19 protein-coding genes and 5 tRNA genes are annotated in these 18,792 nt (G+C 69.8%); 14 read left to right on the forward strand and 10 right to left on the reverse strand.

The window, feature by feature from the left end:
* Nucleotides 1-3: 3 nt before the first annotated feature.
* Nucleotides 4-3,786, reverse strand: coding sequence for a sensor histidine kinase (locus tag AC07F3_RS26075; protein ID WP_479116853.1), 3,783 nt, complete (start codon nucleotides 3,784-3,786; stop codon nucleotides 4-6).
* A gap of 581 nt (nucleotides 3,787-4,367) precedes the next feature.
* Here AC07F3_RS26075 and AC07F3_RS26080 point away from each other — a divergent pair.
* The 3 genes from AC07F3_RS26080 to gltX all read left to right on the forward strand — a co-directional run bounded on the left by AC07F3_RS26080 (nucleotide 4,368) and on the right by gltX (nucleotide 6,935).
* Entirely contained in the window at nucleotides 4,368-4,559 is a 192-nt protein-coding gene (locus AC07F3_RS26080) for a hypothetical protein (RefSeq protein ID WP_479117032.1), read from the forward strand.
* A 134-nt stretch (nucleotides 4,560-4,693) separates the two neighbouring features.
* Nucleotides 4,694-5,470, forward strand: coding sequence for a fumarylacetoacetate hydrolase family protein (locus AC07F3_RS26085; RefSeq protein WP_479116854.1), 777 nt, complete (start codon nucleotides 4,694-4,696; stop codon nucleotides 5,468-5,470).
* Nucleotides 5,463-6,935, forward strand: coding sequence for a glutamate--tRNA ligase (gene gltX / locus AC07F3_RS26090; protein WP_479116855.1), 1,473 nt, complete (start codon nucleotides 5,463-5,465; stop codon nucleotides 6,933-6,935). The genes AC07F3_RS26085 and gltX overlap by 8 nt, the downstream gene beginning before the upstream one ends.
* Nucleotides 6,936-6,994: 59 nt before the next feature.
* Here the strand turns inward: gltX and AC07F3_RS26095 are convergent, their stop codons facing one another.
* The 6 genes from AC07F3_RS26095 to AC07F3_RS26120 form a co-directional block, all read right to left on the reverse strand.
* Nucleotides 6,995-7,645 (reverse strand): contact-dependent growth inhibition system immunity protein, encoded by a 651-nt coding sequence (locus tag AC07F3_RS26095; RefSeq protein ID WP_479116857.1) that lies wholly within the window; start codon nucleotides 7,643-7,645, stop codon nucleotides 6,995-6,997.
* 9 nt (nucleotides 7,646-7,654) lie between these two features.
* Complete coding sequence (locus AC07F3_RS26100) at nucleotides 7,655-7,960, reverse strand: RNase A-like domain-containing protein (RefSeq protein WP_479117033.1); 306 nt, start codon at nucleotides 7,958-7,960, stop codon at nucleotides 7,655-7,657.
* 54 nt (nucleotides 7,961-8,014) lie between these two features.
* Entirely contained in the window at nucleotides 8,015-8,518 is a 504-nt protein-coding gene (locus AC07F3_RS26105) for a hypothetical protein (RefSeq protein WP_479116858.1), read from the reverse strand.
* A gap of 19 nt (nucleotides 8,519-8,537) precedes the next feature.
* Nucleotides 8,538-10,211 (reverse strand): RNase A-like domain-containing protein, encoded by a 1,674-nt coding sequence (locus AC07F3_RS26110; protein WP_479116860.1) that lies wholly within the window; start codon nucleotides 10,209-10,211, stop codon nucleotides 8,538-8,540.
* A gap of 179 nt (nucleotides 10,212-10,390) precedes the next feature.
* On the reverse strand, nucleotides 10,391-10,693 hold the full coding sequence (locus tag AC07F3_RS26115; protein WP_479116861.1) for a WXG100 family type VII secretion target: 303 nt from the start codon (nucleotides 10,691-10,693) through the stop codon (nucleotides 10,391-10,393).
* A 26-nt stretch (nucleotides 10,694-10,719) separates the two neighbouring features.
* On the reverse strand, nucleotides 10,720-11,103 hold the full coding sequence (locus tag AC07F3_RS26120) for a WXG100 family type VII secretion target (RefSeq protein ID WP_479116863.1): 384 nt from the start codon (nucleotides 11,101-11,103) through the stop codon (nucleotides 10,720-10,722).
* A gap of 208 nt (nucleotides 11,104-11,311) precedes the next feature.
* On the opposite strand from AC07F3_RS26120, the gene AC07F3_RS26125 reads away from it, so the two are divergent.
* The 7 genes from AC07F3_RS26125 (at nucleotide 11,312) to AC07F3_RS26155 (ending at nucleotide 13,374) form a co-directional block, all read left to right on the forward strand.
* Nucleotides 11,312-11,983 carry a DUF4241 domain-containing protein gene (locus tag AC07F3_RS26125; protein WP_479117034.1) on the forward strand — a complete coding sequence of 224 codons (672 nt, stop codon included), beginning with the start codon at nucleotides 11,312-11,314 and terminating at the stop codon, nucleotides 11,981-11,983.
* 68 nt (nucleotides 11,984-12,051) lie between these two features.
* The gene (locus AC07F3_RS26130; protein ID WP_479116864.1) at nucleotides 12,052-12,771 is read left to right on the forward strand and encodes an HAD family hydrolase; all 720 of its coding nucleotides are present in this window, start codon (nucleotides 12,052-12,054) and stop codon (nucleotides 12,769-12,771) included.
* Nucleotides 12,772-12,860: 89 nt separating this feature from the next.
* A tRNA-Gln gene (locus AC07F3_RS26135) sits at nucleotides 12,861-12,932 on the forward strand.
* Between the two features lie 22 nt (nucleotides 12,933-12,954).
* Nucleotides 12,955-13,027, forward strand: a tRNA-Glu gene (locus AC07F3_RS26140).
* A gap of 61 nt (nucleotides 13,028-13,088) precedes the next feature.
* Nucleotides 13,089-13,161 (forward strand) — tRNA-Glu (locus AC07F3_RS26145).
* Between the two features lie 16 nt (nucleotides 13,162-13,177).
* Nucleotides 13,178-13,249, forward strand: a tRNA-Gln gene (locus AC07F3_RS26150).
* Between the two features lie 52 nt (nucleotides 13,250-13,301).
* Nucleotides 13,302-13,374, forward strand: a tRNA-Glu gene (locus tag AC07F3_RS26155).
* A gap of 241 nt (nucleotides 13,375-13,615) precedes the next feature.
* Here AC07F3_RS26155 and ndgR read toward each other — a convergent pair.
* On the reverse strand, nucleotides 13,616-14,332 hold the full coding sequence (ndgR, locus tag AC07F3_RS26160; RefSeq protein ID WP_005311436.1) for an IclR family transcriptional regulator NdgR: 717 nt from the start codon (nucleotides 14,330-14,332) through the stop codon (nucleotides 13,616-13,618).
* A 174-nt stretch (nucleotides 14,333-14,506) separates the two neighbouring features.
* On the opposite strand from ndgR, the gene leuC reads away from it, so the two are divergent.
* The 4 genes from leuC (at nucleotide 14,507) to AC07F3_RS26180 (ending at nucleotide 17,804) form a co-directional block, all read left to right on the forward strand.
* Nucleotides 14,507-15,931: a 3-isopropylmalate dehydratase large subunit gene (gene leuC / locus AC07F3_RS26165; protein WP_479116865.1), complete on the forward strand. Its 1,425-nt coding sequence runs from the start codon at nucleotides 14,507-14,509 to the stop codon at nucleotides 15,929-15,931.
* Nucleotides 15,932-15,936: 5 nt separating this feature from the next.
* The gene (gene leuD, locus AC07F3_RS26170; protein WP_479116866.1) at nucleotides 15,937-16,530 is read left to right on the forward strand and encodes a 3-isopropylmalate dehydratase small subunit; all 594 of its coding nucleotides are present in this window, start codon (nucleotides 15,937-15,939) and stop codon (nucleotides 16,528-16,530) included.
* A gap of 239 nt (nucleotides 16,531-16,769) precedes the next feature.
* Nucleotides 16,770-16,997, forward strand: a complete 228-nt coding sequence (locus AC07F3_RS26175) for an SCO5555 family protein (RefSeq protein WP_479116867.1) — start codon at nucleotides 16,770-16,772, stop codon at nucleotides 16,995-16,997.
* A gap of 144 nt (nucleotides 16,998-17,141) precedes the next feature.
* A complete protein-coding gene (locus AC07F3_RS26180) occupies nucleotides 17,142-17,804 on the forward strand; it encodes an HU family DNA-binding protein (protein ID WP_479116868.1) in 663 nt (220 codons plus the stop codon).
* Between the two features lie 86 nt (nucleotides 17,805-17,890).
* On the opposite strand, the gene AC07F3_RS26185 is transcribed toward AC07F3_RS26180, so the two are convergent.
* A complete protein-coding gene (locus AC07F3_RS26185) occupies nucleotides 17,891-18,094 on the reverse strand; it encodes a hypothetical protein (protein ID WP_479116869.1) in 204 nt (67 codons plus the stop codon).
* A 9-nt stretch (nucleotides 18,095-18,103) separates the two neighbouring features.
* Entirely contained in the window at nucleotides 18,104-18,727 is a 624-nt protein-coding gene (gene cofC, locus AC07F3_RS26190) for a 2-phospho-L-lactate guanylyltransferase (protein WP_479117035.1), read from the reverse strand.
* Nucleotides 18,728-18,792 lie beyond the last annotated feature (65 nt).

Raw genomic sequence — 18,792 nt, forward strand, 5'->3', positions numbered from 1 at the left:
CAACTAACGCTCCTGCTGGTGAGTGGGGTCCACGTGGAAGCTGCCGGTGGAGCCGTTGCCGGCCTGCCGGCCCTGCTGGATGCCCCGGCGGAGATTGGTCAGCCGGCCGCGCACGTCGTCGGGCGCCCGGGAGACCTGGGGTCCTGCCTGGTGGTTCTGCTGCTGTGCGGTGCCCGGCACCAGGTTGGCGCGCGGGACCCGCTTGGGAAGACCGGACGTGGTCACGCCACCGGCGGCGGGCTTGCGGGCCCGCTCGGCCTGGCGGACCAGATCGTCGTTGGGCGAACTGCGCCAGGCGCCGCTGCCGTTGGTGCCCGCGTCCGCGGCGCCGGAGCCGTTCGCTGCGCCGGTCCCGCGGACCGGGCGGCGCTCGGGCGCCGACTGCTGCGGGGCCTGGGGTGCCTGGGGCGCCTGAGCCGCGGGCTGCTGGGGCTGGCCGCCCTGCTGACCCTGCTGCTGGAACCAGTTGGTCTCCAGCGTGTCGAACAGCGGGGTGCGCCCGTCACCGGCTCCGGCCGGCGGCAGGGCCTCGTGCTGCGGCTGCGCGGGCAGGCTCGCGGCCGGGCGGCGCGGCCCGGCGAAGTCGTTGCCGTCCCGGCGCCGGCGCGGGGCGCCCTGACCGAAGTCCTGGCCCTGCTGGGGCGCCTGCTGCTGGTACTGCTGCGGCTGGACCGGCTGCGGCGCGGGGGGCCGCGGCGCGTTGAAGTCCGGGCGGGCGAACTCGGAGGTCGCCGCCGGGTTCTGGCGGTCGTCGGCGGGACGCGGGTAGGAGCCGGTGTCCTGACCGGGCCGGGCGAACTGGCCGGTGGCGGACGGGTCCTGGTCCGGGCGCGCGAACGAGCCGGTGGCGGACGGGTCCTGCTGCTCCGGACGCGCGTACTGCCCGGTGGCGGCGGACTGGTCGCCGTACCCGTTGTACGCGCCCGGCCGCTCGAACTGGCCGGTCTGCACCGGGTCCTGCGCGGCCGGGGTGCCGAACACGTCGGGGCGTACGAACGTGCCGGTGCCCGAGGCCTGGTCCTGCTGGCTGCCGGGCGGCGGCCCGTCGAAGTCCGGGCGGGCGAACTCGGCGGTCGCGCCGGGACCCTGGTGGTCGTCCAGCGCGGGGCGCGGGTACTGGCCGGTGTGCTGCTCCGGCTCCTCGTGGCCGCGCGGCGCGTCCAGGGCCGAGGAGGGGTCGGCGCCCCAGCTCGCGGCCTGCGGCCGGGCGGGCTGCTGCGCCTGCGGGTTGCCGCCGGGCAGCTCGGCCCGCGGGGCGCCGGGCGGCGGGGTGATCGGACGGTCGCCGCGGCGGGGGGCGGCCGGGGGAGCGGCCGGGCCGCTGCCGAACGCCGACTGCTGACCCTGCTGCTGCGGGGGCTGACCCTGCTGGGGGCCGCCGTTGCGGGGCGGCAGTGCCGCGCGCGGGCCCTGGCCACCGGCGACCTGGCCGCGCGGAGCGCCCGCGGCCAGCCGGCCGCCGGGAGCGCCCGGGCCACCGCCGCTGAGCGGGCCCGCGGCCAGACCGGCACGCGAGGGCGGGCCGCCCGCGAGACCGGGACGGCCGCCCTGGCCGGCGGGAGCCTGCGGCGGCTGTCCGGCGCCGGGCTTGCCGGGCATCTTCTTGCCGCCCTGGGCGACGTCCACGGGCAGCATGACGAGCGCGGTCGTACCGCCGGAGTCGGAGGGGCGCAGCTGGATGCGGATGCCGTGTCGCAGGGACAGGCGGCCGACCACGAACAGACCCATGCGGCGCGAGACCGAGACGTCCACGGTGGGCGGCGACGCCAGCCGCTCGTTGATCGCGGCGAGGTCCTCGGGGGAGAGGCCGATGCCGGTGTCGTGGATCTCGACCAGGACGCGGCCGTCGGGCAGCGCGTGACCGGTGACGCGGACCTTGGTCTGCGGCGAGGAGAACGAGGTGGCGTTCTCCAGGAGCTCGGCGAGCAGGTGCACGAGGTCGTTGACCACGCGGCCGGCGACCTCGGTCGCGGGCACGGCGGCCAGCTCGATGCGCTCGTACTGCTCCACCTCGGAGGCGGCGGCGCGGAGCACGTCGACCAGCGGGACCGGGCGGGTCCAGCGGCGGCCGGGCTCCTCGCCCGCGAGGACGAGGAGGTTTTCGCCGTTACGGCGCATACGGGTCGCGAGGTGGTCCAGCTTGAACAGCGAGGACAGCTGGTCCGGGTCGGCCTCGCGGGACTCCAGCTCGGAGATGAGCGAGAGCTGACGCTGGATCAGACCCTGGGAGCGGCGCGAGAGGTTGGTGAACATCGCGTTGACGTTTCCTCGCAGGAGGGCCTGCTCGGCGGCGAGTCGCACGGCCTCGCGGTGCACGTCGTCGAAGGCCGCGGCCACCTGGCCGATCTCGTCCCGGGAGTGCACGCCGACCGACTCCACGGAGGTGTCGACGTCCTGCGGGTCCGACTCCGAGAGCTGCTTGACGAGCTCGGGCAGACGGTCCTGGGCGACCCGGGTCGCGGTGTCCTGGAGCCGACGCAGCGAGCGGATCATGGAGCGGGCCACGACGAAGGCGCCGACGAGCGAGACACCGAGGACGACGAGGATCAGCGCACCGTTGAGGATCGCGTCGCGCTGCGAGGAGTCGCGCAGCTCGCGCGCCTTCTGCTCCATCTCGCCGAGCAGGGTCTGCTCGATGGTCTTCATCTGGTTGATCTTGTTGGAGTCCTGGTCGTACCAGTCGAGGTAGGAGCGCTTCTGCTCCTGCTCGATGCCGCCCGGGTTCTTGAGCACGCGCTGGGAGTACGCGTTGGCGGCGGTGATCTCCGAGTTGCCCTTGTCGAGCGGGGCCATCAGCTCGGTGGAGTTGCCGCCGTTGGCCTCGTACACGTTCTGGAACGAGGCGAGGGCCTGGCGCTCGCCGTCCTGGGCGGCCTTGGCGTAGAGGCGGTCGGGCTCCAGGAGGTTGCCCGGCTTGTCCTTCGTGGGCGGCAGCGCCGCGGCGATGATCGCGCGCTGGACCGAGGCGTACTCCTTGGCTGAGGAGAAGGCCGCCAGGGCACGGGTCCGCTTGATCATCTCCGGGTTGGAGGTGGCCTGCGCCATGTCCTGCGAGAGGCTCAGCAGACCGCGGATGAGGCGGCTGTAGGACTCGACGGTCTGCGAGTCGGTGGAGCCGTTCCCCTGGTAGGCGGTCTTGCGGATGCTCTCCAGGTCCTGGAGCTGGATCGCGATGTTGGTGACGTTGCGCCGGATCGACTCCAGGGCGTCGTCGTTCTCCGTGCCGCTGACGTCCTGGGTCGCGTTGATGAACGACTTCTTGACCAGGTCGGTGGCGCTGCGGTCGGTCTGCACGCGGGCGTCGGAGGTGCCGGTGGAGAGCGGGCCCGCCGAGTCGTCGCGCTCGGTCTGGAGCGCGGCGGCGAGCTCGGTCGCCTGCTTGGTCATGTCGGTCAGCAGCTGCATGTGGTCGAGCTGCTGCATGTCGTTCATCGACTGGTTGATGCGCAGGCCGCCCAGGGTGGTCGCGGCGACCACGGGGAGGGCGAGCAGGGCGACCAGACGGGTCGAGATGCGCCAGTTGCGCAGGGCTATTCGGGAACCCGTGTCGACGGGTCCCGTCGGCTTGCGGTCGGCGCCGCTCGGGTCACCGCCGGAGGGACCCGAGGGCCCGCCGGTGCGCGCCGTCTGTCCGCCCGCCTCGCCGGCCGGCGAGGCGGAGGGGTTCTCGGGGCCCCGGGGGTTCTGGGCGTGCTGGGGCGAGGAACTGGCCGTCTTGGGGCCAGTCCCGCCCTGCGGCTCCTGCTCCGCCGCAGCGCTGCCATCCCTCTTGAAACGTCCCTGCACTAGCGTCGCAACCTCTGGACCAGGCGTCCCTCCGCACAGGCGGATGGGACGGTGTCGGCGTCATGGGGGGCACTGCGCGCCCCCTGTGTGGTCTGAGTGACCGGCGCTTGTCCTGCTCCCCCTCCCGCCGCTCACCCGGCGCTGCGTTGCGCCCCTGCGCGCCGGTCAGTGACCCGCGGCGGTGCGTGGAATTCCAGCACAGTGCCGGATCTCCAACAAGGCCCGCGTACCGGGCCGTGACCTGAGTGACACATTGTGCAGGGTGCGTCACAAGACGTAGAAAGTGATCACGGAGAAAGCGGACCAATGCGTACGAGTCGCTTACGGGTGGGGGGTGTCCCAGTCGCCATGATCAGGAGCGGAATGAAGGGTTCAATACCGGAATGTCCGTTCCTGGGCGGCTGGTTGACGGACCCTTATATCCCTTTTGCGGCTTGATTCGTGAGCAAACTCACATGTTGATCGTCGTCTCTACGACCCTTTGCCGGGAATTCGAATGTTTAGCCTGGCGCTTTACAGGGATGGCCAATCCGACAACCGGCGCCGCCGCGGCGCCCGTACCGACAGGGTTCGTAGCAGAGATGAAGACGACGATGATCATCCGCAACATAGCCAACCCGCGCCGCACCACCCTGGCGCACCTCGCGGACGCCGAGGAGCTGCAGCGGGCGGCGCAGCCGGAGCACACCGTCGACCTCCCCACCCAGACGGCCAACCCCCGCCGCACCATCCTGATGAAGGCCCCCGCCCAGAGCGCCGCCGCCGCCGGCTGAGCCCGCCGATCCGCACCGTCCGCGGCCCGTCGCGCCGCGGAGCGATCGCACGTCCGGTGCCCTCGCCCGCGTTAGCCTGGAGCGTCAGACTCCAGCCAGTACCAGCTCAAGCGAAGTGAGGGGCGACAGCACTCGTGCGCATCGCCAGGTTCTCCATCGACGGCAATGTCGCCTTCGGAGCCCTCGAGGGCGAAGGCCCCGACGGTCTCGTACTCGACATCATCAAGGGCATCCCGTACGGCGACTTCGAACTCAGCGGAACCAAGGTCCCGCTGAGCAAGGTCCGCCTCCTGCCGCCCGTGCTCCCCAACAAGGTGGTGGCCATCGGCCGCAACTACGCGGACCACGCCAAGGAGCTGGGCAACGAGGTGCCCGAGGTGCCCGTCGCCTTCTTCAAGCCGACCACCTCGGTGATCGGCCCCGGCGACGCCATCGAGTACCCCTCCTTCTCCAACGAGCTGCACCACGAGGCCGAGCTCGCCGTCGTCATCGGCCGCATGTGCCGCGAGGTCCCGCGCGAGCGCGTCAAGGACGTCGTCTTCGGCTACACCTGCGCCAACGACGTCACCGCCCGCGACGTGCAGCAGCGCGAGAAGCAGTGGGCCCGCGCCAAGGGCTTCGACACCTCGTGCCCGCTGGGCCCGTGGGTGGAGACGGACCTGGACCCGGCGGACCTCACCATCCAGGCGACGGTCAACGGCGAGCAGCGCCAGCTCGGGCGCACCGCCGACATGATCCGCTCCATCGAGGACCTGGTCGTCCACATCACCGAGGCCATGACGCTGCTCCCGGGCGACGTCATCCTCACCGGCACTCCGGCCGGGGTCGGCCCCCTCAACGTCGGCGACGAAGTCGCCGTCACCATCGAAGGCATCGGCACTCTCACCAACAAGGTGATCAAGCGTGGCTAACGCGATCCGCGTACGTTTCTGTCCCTCCCCGACCGGCAACCCCCACGTGGGCCTGGTCCGCACCGCCCTGTTCAACTGGGCCTTCGCCCGGCACCACGGCGGTACGTTCGTCTTCCGCATCGAGGACACCGACGCGGCCCGCGACTCCGAGGAGTCGTACGACCAGCTCCTGGACTCGCTGCGCTGGCTGGGCTTCGACTGGGACGAGGGCCCGGAGGTGGGCGGCCCGCACGCGCCGTACCGCCAGTCGCAGCGCATGGACATCTACCGGGACGTCGCGGACAAGCTGCTCGCCGGGGGCCACGCCTACAACTGCTACTGCACCACCGAGGAGCTCGACGCGCGCCGCGAGGAGGCCCGCGCCGCCGGCAGGCCGTCCGGCTACGACGGCCACTGCCGCGACCTGAGCGCCGAGCGGCGGCAGGCGTACGAGGCCGAGGGCCGCAGCCACGTCGTCCGCTTCCGGATGCCCGACGAGGCGACCACCTTCACGGACCTGGTCCGCGGCGAGATCACCGTCCAGGCCGAGAACGTCACCGACTACGGCATCGTCCGCGCCAACGGGGCCCCGCTCTACACGCTGGTCAACCCGGTCGACGACGCCCTGATGGAGATCACCCACGTCCTGCGCGGCGAGGACCTGCTCTCCTCCACGCCCCGCCAGATCGCGCTCTACAAGGCGCTGATCGAGCTGGGCATCGCCAAGGCGATCCCGCAGTTCGGCCACCTGCCGTACGTCATGGGCGAGGGCAACAAGAAGCTCTCCAAGCGCGACCCGCAGGCGTCCCTGAACGTGTACCGCGAGCGCGGCTTCCTGCCCGAGGGCCTCCTGAACTACCTCTCCCTGCTCGGCTGGTCTTTCTCCGCGGACCAGGACGTCTTCTCGATCCAGGACATGGTCGCGAAGTTCGACATCGCGGACGTCAACGCCAACCCGGCCCGCTTCGACCTGAAGAAGGCCGAGTCCATCAACGCGGACCACATCCGCATGCTGGACGAGAAGGCCTTCGCGGCGGCCTGCGAGCCGTGGCTGCGCGCCCCGCACGCGAACTGGGCTCCCGAGAACTTCGACGAGAAGGCCTGGCAGGCGATCGCCCCGCACGCCCAGACCCGCGTCACCGTCCTCTCCGACATCACCGCCAACGTCGACTTCCTCTTCCTCGACCAGCCGGTCGAGGACGAGGCGTCCTGGACGAAGGCGATGAAGGAGGGCTCGGACGCGCTGCTGCGCACGGCCCGCGAGAAGCTGGACGCGGCGGACTGGACGTCCCCCGAGTCCCTCAAGAACGCGGTCCTGGCGGCGGGCGAGGAGCACGGCCTGAAGCTGGGCAAGGCCCAGGCCCCGGTCCGCGTGGCCGTGACCGGCCGCACGGTCGGCCTCCCCCTCTTCGAGTCCCTGGAGATCCTGGGCAAGGAGAAGACCCTGAACCGCATCGACGCGGCCCTGGCGAAGCTGGCGGCGTAGTCGCCGGCGACACAACCCCGAGGGGCGACAGCCAAACGGCTGCCGCCCCTCGGGCGTTCCTAGCGCAACCGCTGGGCGAGCAGCCCGAGCCAGGCCCCGGGGGAGTACGGGAGGGGCGGGTCGACCTCCATGCCCAACTCGGCGACGGCCAGGGCGTACGCGGGCTCGTCGAGGTCGAGGGCGATCAGCTCGTACAGTTCCCCGACCGCCCTGGCGATGAGCGAGGGGTGGGTCGTCCCGCGATAGTCCGCGATCGCCGCATCGTGGTCGTCGAACTCGTCCGGCATGTCCTGTGAGAACCATCCGCCGAGCAACTGGCCGAGCTCCGGGAAGCGGGCGTGCCACTCCCAGTGGGTCAGGGGAGCGGCGGGCGCCGGCACCTCTCCCTCCTCGACGGTGCGCCGGAGGTGATCGGCGAGCACGGTGAGCCACCCCTGGATCTCGGCATCGCCGAGCCCCACGTCCGGAACGGGCCAGAACTCCCCGAGCCGCCGCCGCAGCCTCCCCGGAGGGTGCCGGGCGTACTCCCGCAACTGGCTCTCGGCGACGGCCAGGGCCCAGGGGCGGGTGTGCCAGGTGTGCCGGACATACGCGTCGAGAGCGAAGCTGCGCTGTCCGGGGGTGTCATCCGCGGCCTGCCCGAGGTAGGCCCGCATGAGGTGGTCCAACTCGCCGTAACGTGCGTCGTGTTGTAGAGGCGTCAGGGACATCGGGCGCCCTCAGAGGTAGATCGGGAAGGTGGCATGCACGGTGAACCCGTGTGGGCCGGCCTCGCTGCGCCGCAACACCACCCGAGCCGCCCGCACCTCGACCGCGCCCCGCCCGGCCAGCGTCATCGACTGGATCAGCACCCGCCCCACGGGCTCCTCCCGTGCGGGCCAGGCGGCCTCGATGACGAGCCGCGCCCGTGTTGACTGCGCGAGCCACCGATGAATGACCTGCTCATTGGCCGTCACGACCTGCTGGGTCGCCCATTGGGCGGTTTCCCGGTCGGGGTAGGTGGCGGCGCGGTTCCGCGTCGGCATGCCGTTCTCCGTGCTGTTCGTCGTCATCCGCGCCTCCACCGCACGATCCTGTGATCAGGCATCCTCGAATCTCCAGGCGACAAGGATCCGATCGGGATTGGTGGCGATGAGGCAGATGTCGTACAAAGTCACGGCCATGGAATTGTAGTGGAAGGCGGTAACGAGGAACTGCGCATCGTCACCGTCTTCGGCGTGGCCGTGGTTGGTGAAATATTCTGCGCCTGGACCAAAGGGAGCCAAAAGCTCTTGAATTGACTGGTCCAGCAGGTGGTCCGATTCGATGAGCCGCAGATCCGGTCCGTCGAACAACGATCCCACCACGATCAGCTTCAGGAGATCTTCGGCTCCGCGGCGTGTGACAGGCGCGAGGCTTTCCTCGAGGCGAGCGACGGACATGTCTGCGAACATTTCCGCCGGGTCGACTCCGATTCCTTGCGGATTTCGGATGGCGTCAGCGACGTCACACCGCCAGTCCAGCGCGAGGCGGTGGGACACCTGGATGAAGTACTCGCCGGACGCCGCACGGGCCGAGATGTAAGAGGGGAGATCGGCTGTCATCTGCAGACCCTTCGGGTTTCTACGGCTGCGTCGGCATGGAAGTGTAGACGACGAATGGCGGATCGATGCCATTCTTGTATTTCAGGACCACTTTCACGGCATGCGCGTCGACGGCTGTTGTGGACCCCGCTGGGATTGACCTGCCGGCCGCATGGTCGAATTGCACCGGATCCAGGCTGAGAATCGATCCGTCACCGCGAGGCCGGGACAGCCAGTTCTCTATCTTCTGGGGGTTGTTGACACCTGCATTCGGCATTCCTGCGTTCGCTGGATTGTTCGCATCCGGGCCTATGTAGTCGAGAGTGTCCTGGGTCGCCCTCTGGGCCGTGGCGAGATCTGTGAAAGTGGAAGCCGCTCTAATGGACGGCTGATCCCTCAGTCGCTGAAGAAGCTGGTCGTCTGTTTGCCCTATGTGCTTGTCGATCACATGGCTGTTGTGAATCCCTTCCTGGTTCGCGAGATCGATCGGATAGAAATGGTTGTCCTTGTGCTCGTCGGCCACGGTGTAGCCAGAGTTCTCACTGAAATCGTTCAGCGACCTGGCGCCGACGGCTTCGGCCCGCGCCTCCTCCGCAGCGTAGGCAGGAATGCTGGCATGGGCCTCGTCCAGCGGGGCCATCAGCTTGGGCAGGTCGCCGGCCAGCGCGCTCACCGTGCTGTTGTAGGTGTCGACCGCCGAGTCCAACCGCCCCGTGTCCAGGTTGTTGATGAACTCGACAGCGAGCTCGAACGCGCCGCCGAGCAGCGTTTCGAGGACGTCTCCGAAGTCCTTGACCTTCAGCGTCTTGTAGGCGGACTCGCGGTAGACATCGGTGATCTCCGAGCGGACCTTCGCCACGGCTGTCCCGAAATGAGTACACGCCTCGGCCAGTGAGCGGGCGGTGTCCTCCAGGACGCCCAGTGCGGGCTTCTGGCCCCCGGAGTGGTTCCATTTCTGGCCCAGCCTGTCCTGGCCCCAGGCGGTCGTGCCCCAGATGCTGCTACAGAACTGCTTCATCGCGTCCTGCCACTCGCTGTGGCCGGACGCAGGGTTGGTGATGTAGGAGATGGCGCCGTCGAAGGCGCCGCCGGCCGCCTTGGCGTCCTTGGCAGCGGCAGTCCAGGCCGCTGCGATCTCCGGGAGTACGAGATCGTCGCCGCCCGGCGTGATGTCACCGACCTTGCCGTGCCGCAGGACGTCCCGCAGCGCGGGCAGCAGTACGGACTCCCCGAAGGAACCCGCGACCGCCAGCACATCGCTGATGACGCGGTCACCGAACGTGTCCCGCGAGCCGTGGCCCCACCCCAGTTCCGCGGCCGGCCAATAGGAGGACGCGGTCCGGATCACGTCGGGCTCGGGCTTGAGCTGGAGCGCCGGGGCCTGTTTCGGGTCGGAAAGGTACTCGGCCCGCACGTAGTTGTTCGCGGTGACCGTCAGCCCGACCGAGGCGCCGCCGACTCCGACCACTGCTTTGGCCCAGACCTCTATGAAGCGTTTCGCGACCTGCGCATAGGCCGCCGCGAAGGCCTCGGGGCCACTGCCGCGACCGCCCGCGTGGGCGTGGGGGTCCAGCGCGGCCAAGAGCCGTACGGCGCCGTCGGAGAAGTCGTACTGCTGGTTCCGCAGGATGTACGACGTGTAGTAGAGGTGCGGCGGACTGACGTCGAACCCGCTGCCCGGGTCGGGTGGTGCGGCGGGCTTGAGGGCCGCCACCTCGTCGTTCCGTCGCCGGCGTGCCGACGCCGTGTCGTCGCGGGAGATGTCATTGCCCCGCGGGTCCTTGAGGGAACCCGGCGAGGGCGAGGGAGTCGGGCCCGAGCCGTTGGGGCGAGCCGTGCCCCCGCCGGCGGGGGCGGGTGGAGAGGCTGAAGGCGAGGGGGAAGGCGTGGACATCAGAGAGCGCCCCAGCCCCGCAGTACGGCCCGATGGGCGGCCGCGTAGTTCGCGTGGCCCGTCGTAACCACCTCGTGCAGCCAGGCCTGGCGGGCCTGGAGGTCCCGCATGTCACGGTCCCAGCGGTCGAGTTCGTCGATGAACGCCTCGCGGGCCTCGCCGTGCCAGGTGAGGACGACCTTTTCCGTGCGGTCGTACAGCGTGCTGAGTGCTTGGTTGAGCTGCTTGAGGATGTCCTCGAGTTCGCCCGCGAGATGGCGCAGGTCGGCGAAATCGACGGCTATGCGGCCATCGTCGGTCATGCTTCCGACTCCCCCCGGGTACGTTCCTACAAGTCGTCGAGGCTGCTGCGCTCGCTGGGAGGAGCCTGGAGGGTGGTGGCCTCGTGCTCCACGTCGACGTGGGACTGGACGTTGCGCAGGGCCGCGAGGACATCCAGCTCCCGCTCCGTGAAGCCGTCCCGGCTCATGAGGACCGCTTCCTGTACGACCCGGAGCGTCTCGCGGATGCGTACGGCGTCCTTGGCGGCTCCTCTGTGCAGATCGCGGTAGGCGGAGCCTGTGGCGCCCTGCCAGCCGGTCTGGATCCGGTCGACGATCCCGTCCATGCGGCGGACCTGATTGTCCAGGTGCCGCCTCATGTCTTCGAGGTCGTCGGCCAGTTTCGTCAAGCCGTCGTCATCCGGCTCCTTGAGATCGGGATTGCCCTGCACGCCGCCCCCCCATCTCGTAACCCTGTGCGCTCAGACTTGTTCGCAGACCCTAACAACGCGCCCCAGAGGCAAGGAAGTTGTATCCGGGACAGATGTGACCCCGGGGGTGCCGCCGGACCCGATCCCGTTGTCAGTGCCCCGAGTTATGTTTCTGGCAGTGCAGACAACCGCTGCGATCCGCGCCGCCACGCCTCACCGGGAGATCCTCATGCCCATGCCCGCCCCCGACTTCTCCTGGCACTTCACCCCGGGCAACACGTTCACCGAGGAGTCGGGCAGCACCGGCACGCTGAGCGTCGTGCCCGGGGGGCGGCTCTGGCTGCACACCGGGCGGGTCATCGCCTGTGATCCGTTCGTCTCGCTCGGGGCCGGCGAGGCCGAGCCGTTCACGGCGCGGGTCGAGCCGGGGCGGTACCGGGTGGACGCGGCGGTGGCCACGCTCGTGCGGCCGGGGGAGCCGGAGCCGGACACCCCGCATCTGCGGGTGGCCGCCGCGCGGCTCGTCATCAAGGACGCCCCCACCGTCTCGTGGGAGCTGGCGCTCCAGCCCGGCCAGGACCTCGCCGAGCTCGACGACGAGGAGTTCTTCGGATACGGGGTCGACGCGGGCACGGGCTGCTTCTACGACGCCGGGTCCGACGGCTCCTTCCCCGACTGCGAGGGTGACGAGGGCCCGCTCTGGGACGCCTTCGACACCGTTCCGCCCACTCCCGGGCCGCACACCGTGACCGACCCCGCCACCGGCCACAACCTGATCGCCTTCACCTCGGGCTGGGGCGACGGCGCGTACCCCACGTGGATAGGGCGCGACGAGGCGGGCGCGATCACCTGCTTCGTCACCGACTTCTTCGTCGTTCCCGTCGACGCCCTGGTGTCCTGACCCCGCGGTCCCGACCGCATGTGCCGGAACGCCGTCCGCGATCCGGACGCAGGACCTAAGCTCGGAGCATGCCCATCCGCGCGGTCCTGTGGGACATCGACGACACGATCTTCGACTACTCCACGGCCTCCCGCTCCGGTATGCGTACGCACCTCGGGCTGGAGGGCCTGCCCGACGCGTACGAATCCGTGGAGCGCGCCCTGGACCGCTGGGACGAGGTCACCGCCTACCACTGGGCGCGGTTCGCGGCGGGTGAGATCGACTGGCACGGGCAGCGGCGGGACCGGGTGCGGGCGTTCGTGGGGGAGCAGGTGAGCGACGAGATCGCCGACGCCTGGTTCGACCGGCACATCGCCCACTACGAAGCGGCCTGGAGTCTCTTCCCGGACGCACTGCCCGTCCTCGACCTGCTGGCCGGGGACTACCGGCACGCCATCCTCTCCAACTCCTCCCTCCCCAACCAGGAGCGGAAGCTCACGATCCTGGGCGTACGGGAGCGCTTCGAGGCGCTGCTGTGCGCGGCCGAACTCGGCATCGCCAAGCCGGAAGCGGCCGCCTTCCACGCGGGCTGCGAGGCGCTCGGACTGCCGCCCGAGGAGGTCGTCTACGTGGGCGACCAGCCGGACATCGATGCGCGCGGAGCGGTGGAGGCGGGGCTCAAGGGAGTCTGGCTGGACCGGTCCGGGACCGGCGGGCGACCCGAGCTCGTCCGCATCACGGGACTCGACCAGCTCCCCGACCTCCTGCGGCTCGATACCCGTTTTGGAGCGCCGGACACCTTCGGGTAATGTTCTTCCTGCGCCGAGGGGAACGGGAAGAAAAGCCCGGAACCGAAAGCGCAAGCCAAGCAAAACTCCCCACAGGAGTTGCGTTTTGGTGGGCTATGGTGTAATTGGCAGCACGACGGTTTCTGGTTCCGTTAGTCTAGGTTCGAGTCCTGGTAGCCCAGCTCGCAGAGCTTTATCTGCAAGGCCCCCGTTGTGTAGCGGCCTAGCACGCCGCCCTCTCAAGGCGGTAGCGCCGGTTCGAATCCGGTCGGGGGTACAGATCCTTCCCGCGGGATCACCAGGGTCGCACCCGGTGAACTCGATGCAGGATCGCTAGGGCCCCCGTTGTGTAGCGGCCTAGCACGCCGCCCTCTCAAGGCGGTAGCGCCGGTTCGAATCCGGTCGGGGGTACTGGTCTAAACCACCATGGGCTATGGTGTAATTGGCAACACTACGGTTTCTGGTACCGTCATTCTAGGTTCGAGTCCTGGTAGCCCAGCGGATCATTTCAAGATCCTGGATCTTCTTCGAAGGTCCGAATATGCAGGCAGGCCCCCGTTGTGTAGCGGCCTAGCACGCCGCCCTCTCAAGGCGGTAGCGCCGGTTCGAATCCGGTCGGGGGTACGCACAGAGAACAGGCCCTTCGCATCTTGCGGAGGGCCTGTTCGTTTGCCCGGAACCGCATCCTGCCGCCCTCGCGCCCTGGCTCCGTTGGGGGCTCAACTTCATTGCTGAGCAAGTGAGTTGGGCGTCCCTGCTGCCAATCTCCCAGCCCGCCCGGCCCGTTGAACCGGCCCGGACACACCTCCGGCCCACCGCTGCGGCGTTGAAGCGGTGGGCCGGGAAAGTGGCAGCAGGGGAGAGGTCAGCCGTTGCGGCGCAGCGCCTCGGACAGTCGCGCGGCGGCGTCGATGACCGCCTGGGCGTGCATCCGGCCCGGGTGCCGGGTCAGGCGCTCGATCGGTCCGGAGACCGAGACGGCGGCCACCACCCGGTTCGACGGTCCGCGCACCGGCGCCGAGACCGAGGCGACGCCCGGCTCGCGCTCGCCGATCGACTGGGCCCAGCCCCTGCGGCGCACCCCGGAAAGGGCCGTCGCCGTGAAGCGGGCGCCCTGGAGGCCGCGGTGCAGGCGCTCGGGCTCCTCCCAGGCCATCAGGATCTGGGCGGACGAGCCGGCCTTCATGGTCAGCGTGGAGCCGACCGGGACGGTGTCGCGCAGGCCGGAGAGGCGCTCGGCGGCGGCCACGCAGATCCGCATGTCGCCCTGCCGGCGGTAGAGCTGGGCGCTCTCGCCGGTGACGTCCCGCAGATGCGTCAGGACCGGGCCTGCCGTGGCCAGCAGGCGGTCCTCGCCGGCCGCCGCCGCGAGCTCGGCCAGACGCGGGCCGAGAATGAAACGGCCCTGCATGTCGCGCGCCACCATCCGGTGGTGTTCCAGTGCCACGGCGAGGCGGTGTGCCGTGGGTCGTGCGAGCCCAGTGGCCGCGACCAGACCTGCGAGGGTGGCCGGACCGGACTCCAGAGCGCTCAAGACAAGGGCAGCCTTGTCCAGAACGCCTACGCCGCTAGAGTTGTCCATGCAACGATATTCGCGTCTCACTCTGTGAAACGCAAGTTCAATTTTCTCCGGAAGTCGTCAAGCTGTACTGGCGATCCGTACAACGGAGCGCGGCCCTCGCCCGGGGCGTGCGGTACGGGTACGGGCAATCGATCTCTAGTAGTGCCGGCGACGACGCCGGCCGGAGGGAAGGCGATGGGTAGGACACTCGCGGAGAAGGTCTGGGACGACCATGTCGTCAGGCGAGCCGAGGGCGAGCCCGACCTCCTCTTCATCGATCTGCACCTGTTGCACGAGGTGACCAGCCCGCAGGCCTTCGACGGACTGCGCAAGAACGGTCGCCAGGTGCGGCGCCTCGACCTCACCATCGCCACCGAGGACCACAACACCCCCACCATCGACATCGACAAGCCGATCGCGGACCCGGTCTCCCGGGTCCAGCTGGAGACGCTGCGCAAGAACTGCGCCGAGTTCGGGGTGCGCCTGCACCCGCTGGGCGACGTCGAGCAGGGTGTTGTCCACGTAGTGGGACCGCAGCTGGGCCTGACCCAGCCCGGCACCACCGTGGTCTGCGGCGACTCGCACACCTCCACCCACGGCGCCTTCGGCGCGCTGGCCTTCGGCATCGGCACCTCGCAGGTCGAGCACGTGCTCGCCACCCAGACGCTGCCGCTGGCCCCGTTCAAGACGATGGCCATCACCGTCGACGGCGAACTGCCCGAGGGCGTCACCGCCAAGGACCTGATCCTCGCCATCATCGCGCGGATCGGCACCGGCGGCGGCCAGGGCTACGTCCTGGAATACCGCGGCTCCGCCATCGAGAAGCTGTCGATGGAAGCCCGCATGACCATCTGCAACATGTCGATCGAGGCCGGTGCCCGCGCGGGCATGATCGCCCCCGACCGGACCACCTTCGACTACCTGGAGGGCCGCGCGCACGCCCCCCAGGGCGAGGACTGGGACGCGGCGGTCGCGTACTGGAAGACCCTGAAGACGGACGAGGACGCGGTCTTCGACGCCGAGGTCGTCATCAAGGCCGACGAGCTCTCGCCGTTCGTCACCTGGGGCACCAACCCCGGCCAGGGTGCGCCGCTTTCGGCGTCCGTCCCCGACCCGGCTTCGTACGAAGACGCTTCGGAGCGCCTGGCCGCCGAAAAGGCCCTGGAATACATGGGGTTGACCGCCGGGCAGCCGCTGCGCGACATCACCGTCGACACCGTCTTCGTAGGTTCGTGCACCAACGGCCGGATCGAGGACCTGCGCAACGCGGCGGCCGTCATCGAGGGCCGCAAAGTCGCCGACGGCGTACGGATGCTGGTCGTCCCGGGCTCGGTCCGGGTCGCCCTGCAGGCCATCGACGAGGGCCTGGACAAGGTGTTCACCGCCGCCGGCGCCGAATGGCGGCACGCGGGCTGCTCGATGTGCCTGGGCATGAACCCCGACCAGCTGGCCCCCGGTGAGCGCTCCGCGTCCACCTCCAACCGCAACTTCGAGGGCAGGCAGGGCAAGGGCGGCCGCACCCACCTGGTTTCGCCCCAGGTCGCCGCCGCGACCGCGGTTCTCGGCCATCTAGCCGCCCCCGCCGACCTGTCCGACGCCCGCACCCCCGTGGAGGCCTGAGAACCATGGAAGCTTTCACCGCGCACACCGGCCGGGCCGTACCGCTGCGCCGTTCCAACGTCGACACCGACCAGATCATCCCGGCCCACTGGCTGAAGAAGGTCACCCGGGACGGCTTCGAGGACGGGCTCTTCGAGGCCTGGCGCAAGGACTCCGAGTTCGTCCTGAACAAGCCCGAGCGCAAGGGCGCCACGGTGCTGGTGGCCGGACCGGACTTCGGCACCGGCTCCTCCCGCGAGCACGCGGTGTGGGCCCTGCAGAACTACGGCTTCAAGGCCGTGATCTCGTCCCGCTTCGCCGACATCTTCCGCGGCAACTCGCTGAAGAACGGGCTGCTCACCGTCGTTCTCGACCAGAAGGTCGTGGACGCGCTGTGGGAGCTCACCGAGCGCGATCCCCAGGCCGAAATCACCGTTGACCTGCAGGATCGCCAAGTTCGGGCGGAAGGCGTCACCGCCGACTTCGAACTCGACGAGAACGCCCGCTGGCGGCTCCTGAACGGCCTGGACGACATCTCGATCACGCTCCAGAACGAGCCCGAGATCGCCGCCTACGAGGCCCGCCGACCCGCCTTCAAGCCGAGCACGATCCAGGCCTGAACCGCCTATTGACCCCCCTTCGGCTGCATCGCGCCCCCTGTTTTCCGGATTGATTTCCGGGCGGGGGGCGCGTCGCGTTTTGGGCTCCGGGGGTGACGTCAACTAGCCTTGTGGGCAGGGCAGATGGCCGGATACTCGCTTGCGCGATCGGAGCATCGTACGGACGTCCACGAGACGCCTGATTCGCTCAGTTGCCCCCGCCGGAGGTGACAACTCGCCTCAGATGGCACAATCGACGCATGGAACGCGACAGCCAACTCGAGCTCTACGGGCTGGTGGCGGACCAACTGAAAGAAGCGCACACAAGGGTGCGCGAACTGCAAGTCCCGGAGGGCGTACGGATGGCGCTGTCCCGGAAGCTGCTGGTCATAACAGCGGCTGCCAAACACGATCTCGCCGATGCGGCAAGGCGTCTGGACCGGTTGATGAAGGACCTCGACGAGGGCCGATTCCCCGAAGGCGACTGAGCCGTAAGGAACTCGGTGCGAGCCGACTTCGTTGCGGCACTAGGGTGATTAGCCCGTTTCGTGTTTGATTTGCGGTATATATCTGCCTAACGTGCGAAAAGGCCTGGACACTTTCGCTCAGGCAATGTCTCCGAAGGGGAAGACGTGAACAAGGCGCAGCTCGTAGAAGCGATTGCCGACAAGGTCGGCGGCCGTCAGCAGGCCGCGGACGCGGTGGACGCGGTTCTGGACGCGATCGTCCGTGCGGTCGTCGCCGGCGACCGCGTCTCGGTCACCGGTTTCGGCTCGTTCGAGAAGGTCGACCGCCCGGCCCGGTACGCCCGCAACCCGCAGACGGGTGAGCGCGTCCGGGTCAAGAAGACCTCGGTTCCGCGCTTCCGCGCGGGTCAGGGCTTCAAGGACCTCGTCGCGGGCTCGAAGAAGCTCCCGAAGAACGACGTGGCCGTCAAGAAGGCCCCCAAGGGCAGCCTCTCGGGCGGTACTTCCACCCGCACGACCGTCAAGAAGGCCGCGGCAAAGAAGGCCACGACCGCCAAGAAGGCCACCGCCAAGAAGACCGCGGCGGTGAAGAAGACCACCGCCGCGAAGACCACGACGGCCAAGAAGACCACCGCGAAGAAGGCGACCGCCAAGAAGACGACGGCCACCGCCAAGAAGGCCGCGCCGGCGAAGAAGGCCGCCACCGCCAAGAAGGCCACCGCGAAGAAGACCGCGCCGGCCAAGAAGGCCGTCGCGAAGAAGGCGCCCGCGAAGAAGACCACGGCGCGCAAGACCACCGCCAAGAAGACGACCGCTCGCAAGAAGTAGTCACCAGCGGCAAGGCTCAAGCGCCGGGCCGGGCTCCCCTCGGGGAGACCCGGCCCGCGGCCGTTTCCGGCCAGGTGAGCGCGCCCTCAGAACGTCTGGAGCGTCACCAGCGTGATGCGCAGACCGGCGCCCGACCCCTCGGTCTCGATGCGCACCCGCTGGCCCGGCCGCAGCAGCCGCAGACCGCCCGCGTCGAAGGCCGGTGCCCCGAAGTCCACCGGGGTGCCGTCGTCGAGCAGCACACTGCCGCTGCGGGTCTCGGAGTCGTATGTGTACGCGGTCGCCTGCATACCGCCAGCCTAGTGCCCCGGTACGGGGTCGAGGGCGCCCCGCAGCGCGGCGGTGGCGGGGCCCACGCCCAGGGACAGCGCGGCCCGCAGATCGGCTCCCGTGTCGACGTCCCGGCGGACCGAGTCCACCCCGTCGAGCAGGATTTCGGCCGCCCCCGAGGCACGGTGGGCGGCCCGTGAAGGACCGCCGAAAACCGGGTTCAAATCGGCGCCGGGTGCCGCTGAAAGGAAAGTCGTGCCGATTCCCGCCGCATCCGCGAGAAAAGCGCGCGGAAATGCGCCGGCCGCGGCGAGCACCCGGCCGAGTTCCGCGGGGCGCAGCGCGGGCAGATCCGCGTTGAGGGCGGCCACCGCGAGCCCCGCGCGCCGCGAACGCATCCGGTACGCCCCGTGCGCCAGCGCCGCGTTGAGGCCCGCGCCGGGGGAGTCGGGCACGATGCGCGCCCCGAGCGCGGCCAGCCGCGCACCGGCCAGCGGATCGTCCGTGACGACCGCCACACCGCGCACCGCGGGACAGGCGAGCGCGGCCGCCACCGTGTCCAGCGCGAACGCCAGGGCCAGCCGTGGCCGCAGCGCCTCGCCGACGGCGGCCGTCAGCCTGCTCTTGCCCAGCGCCAAGGGCTTCAGGGGGATGACGAGGGACCAGCGGGCAGCTGTGGCGGTGTTCGTGGCGTCCCCTCCGTCCGGGCGCCGCCCCG

Source organism: Streptomyces sp. NPDC045846, from assembly GCF_056431605.1.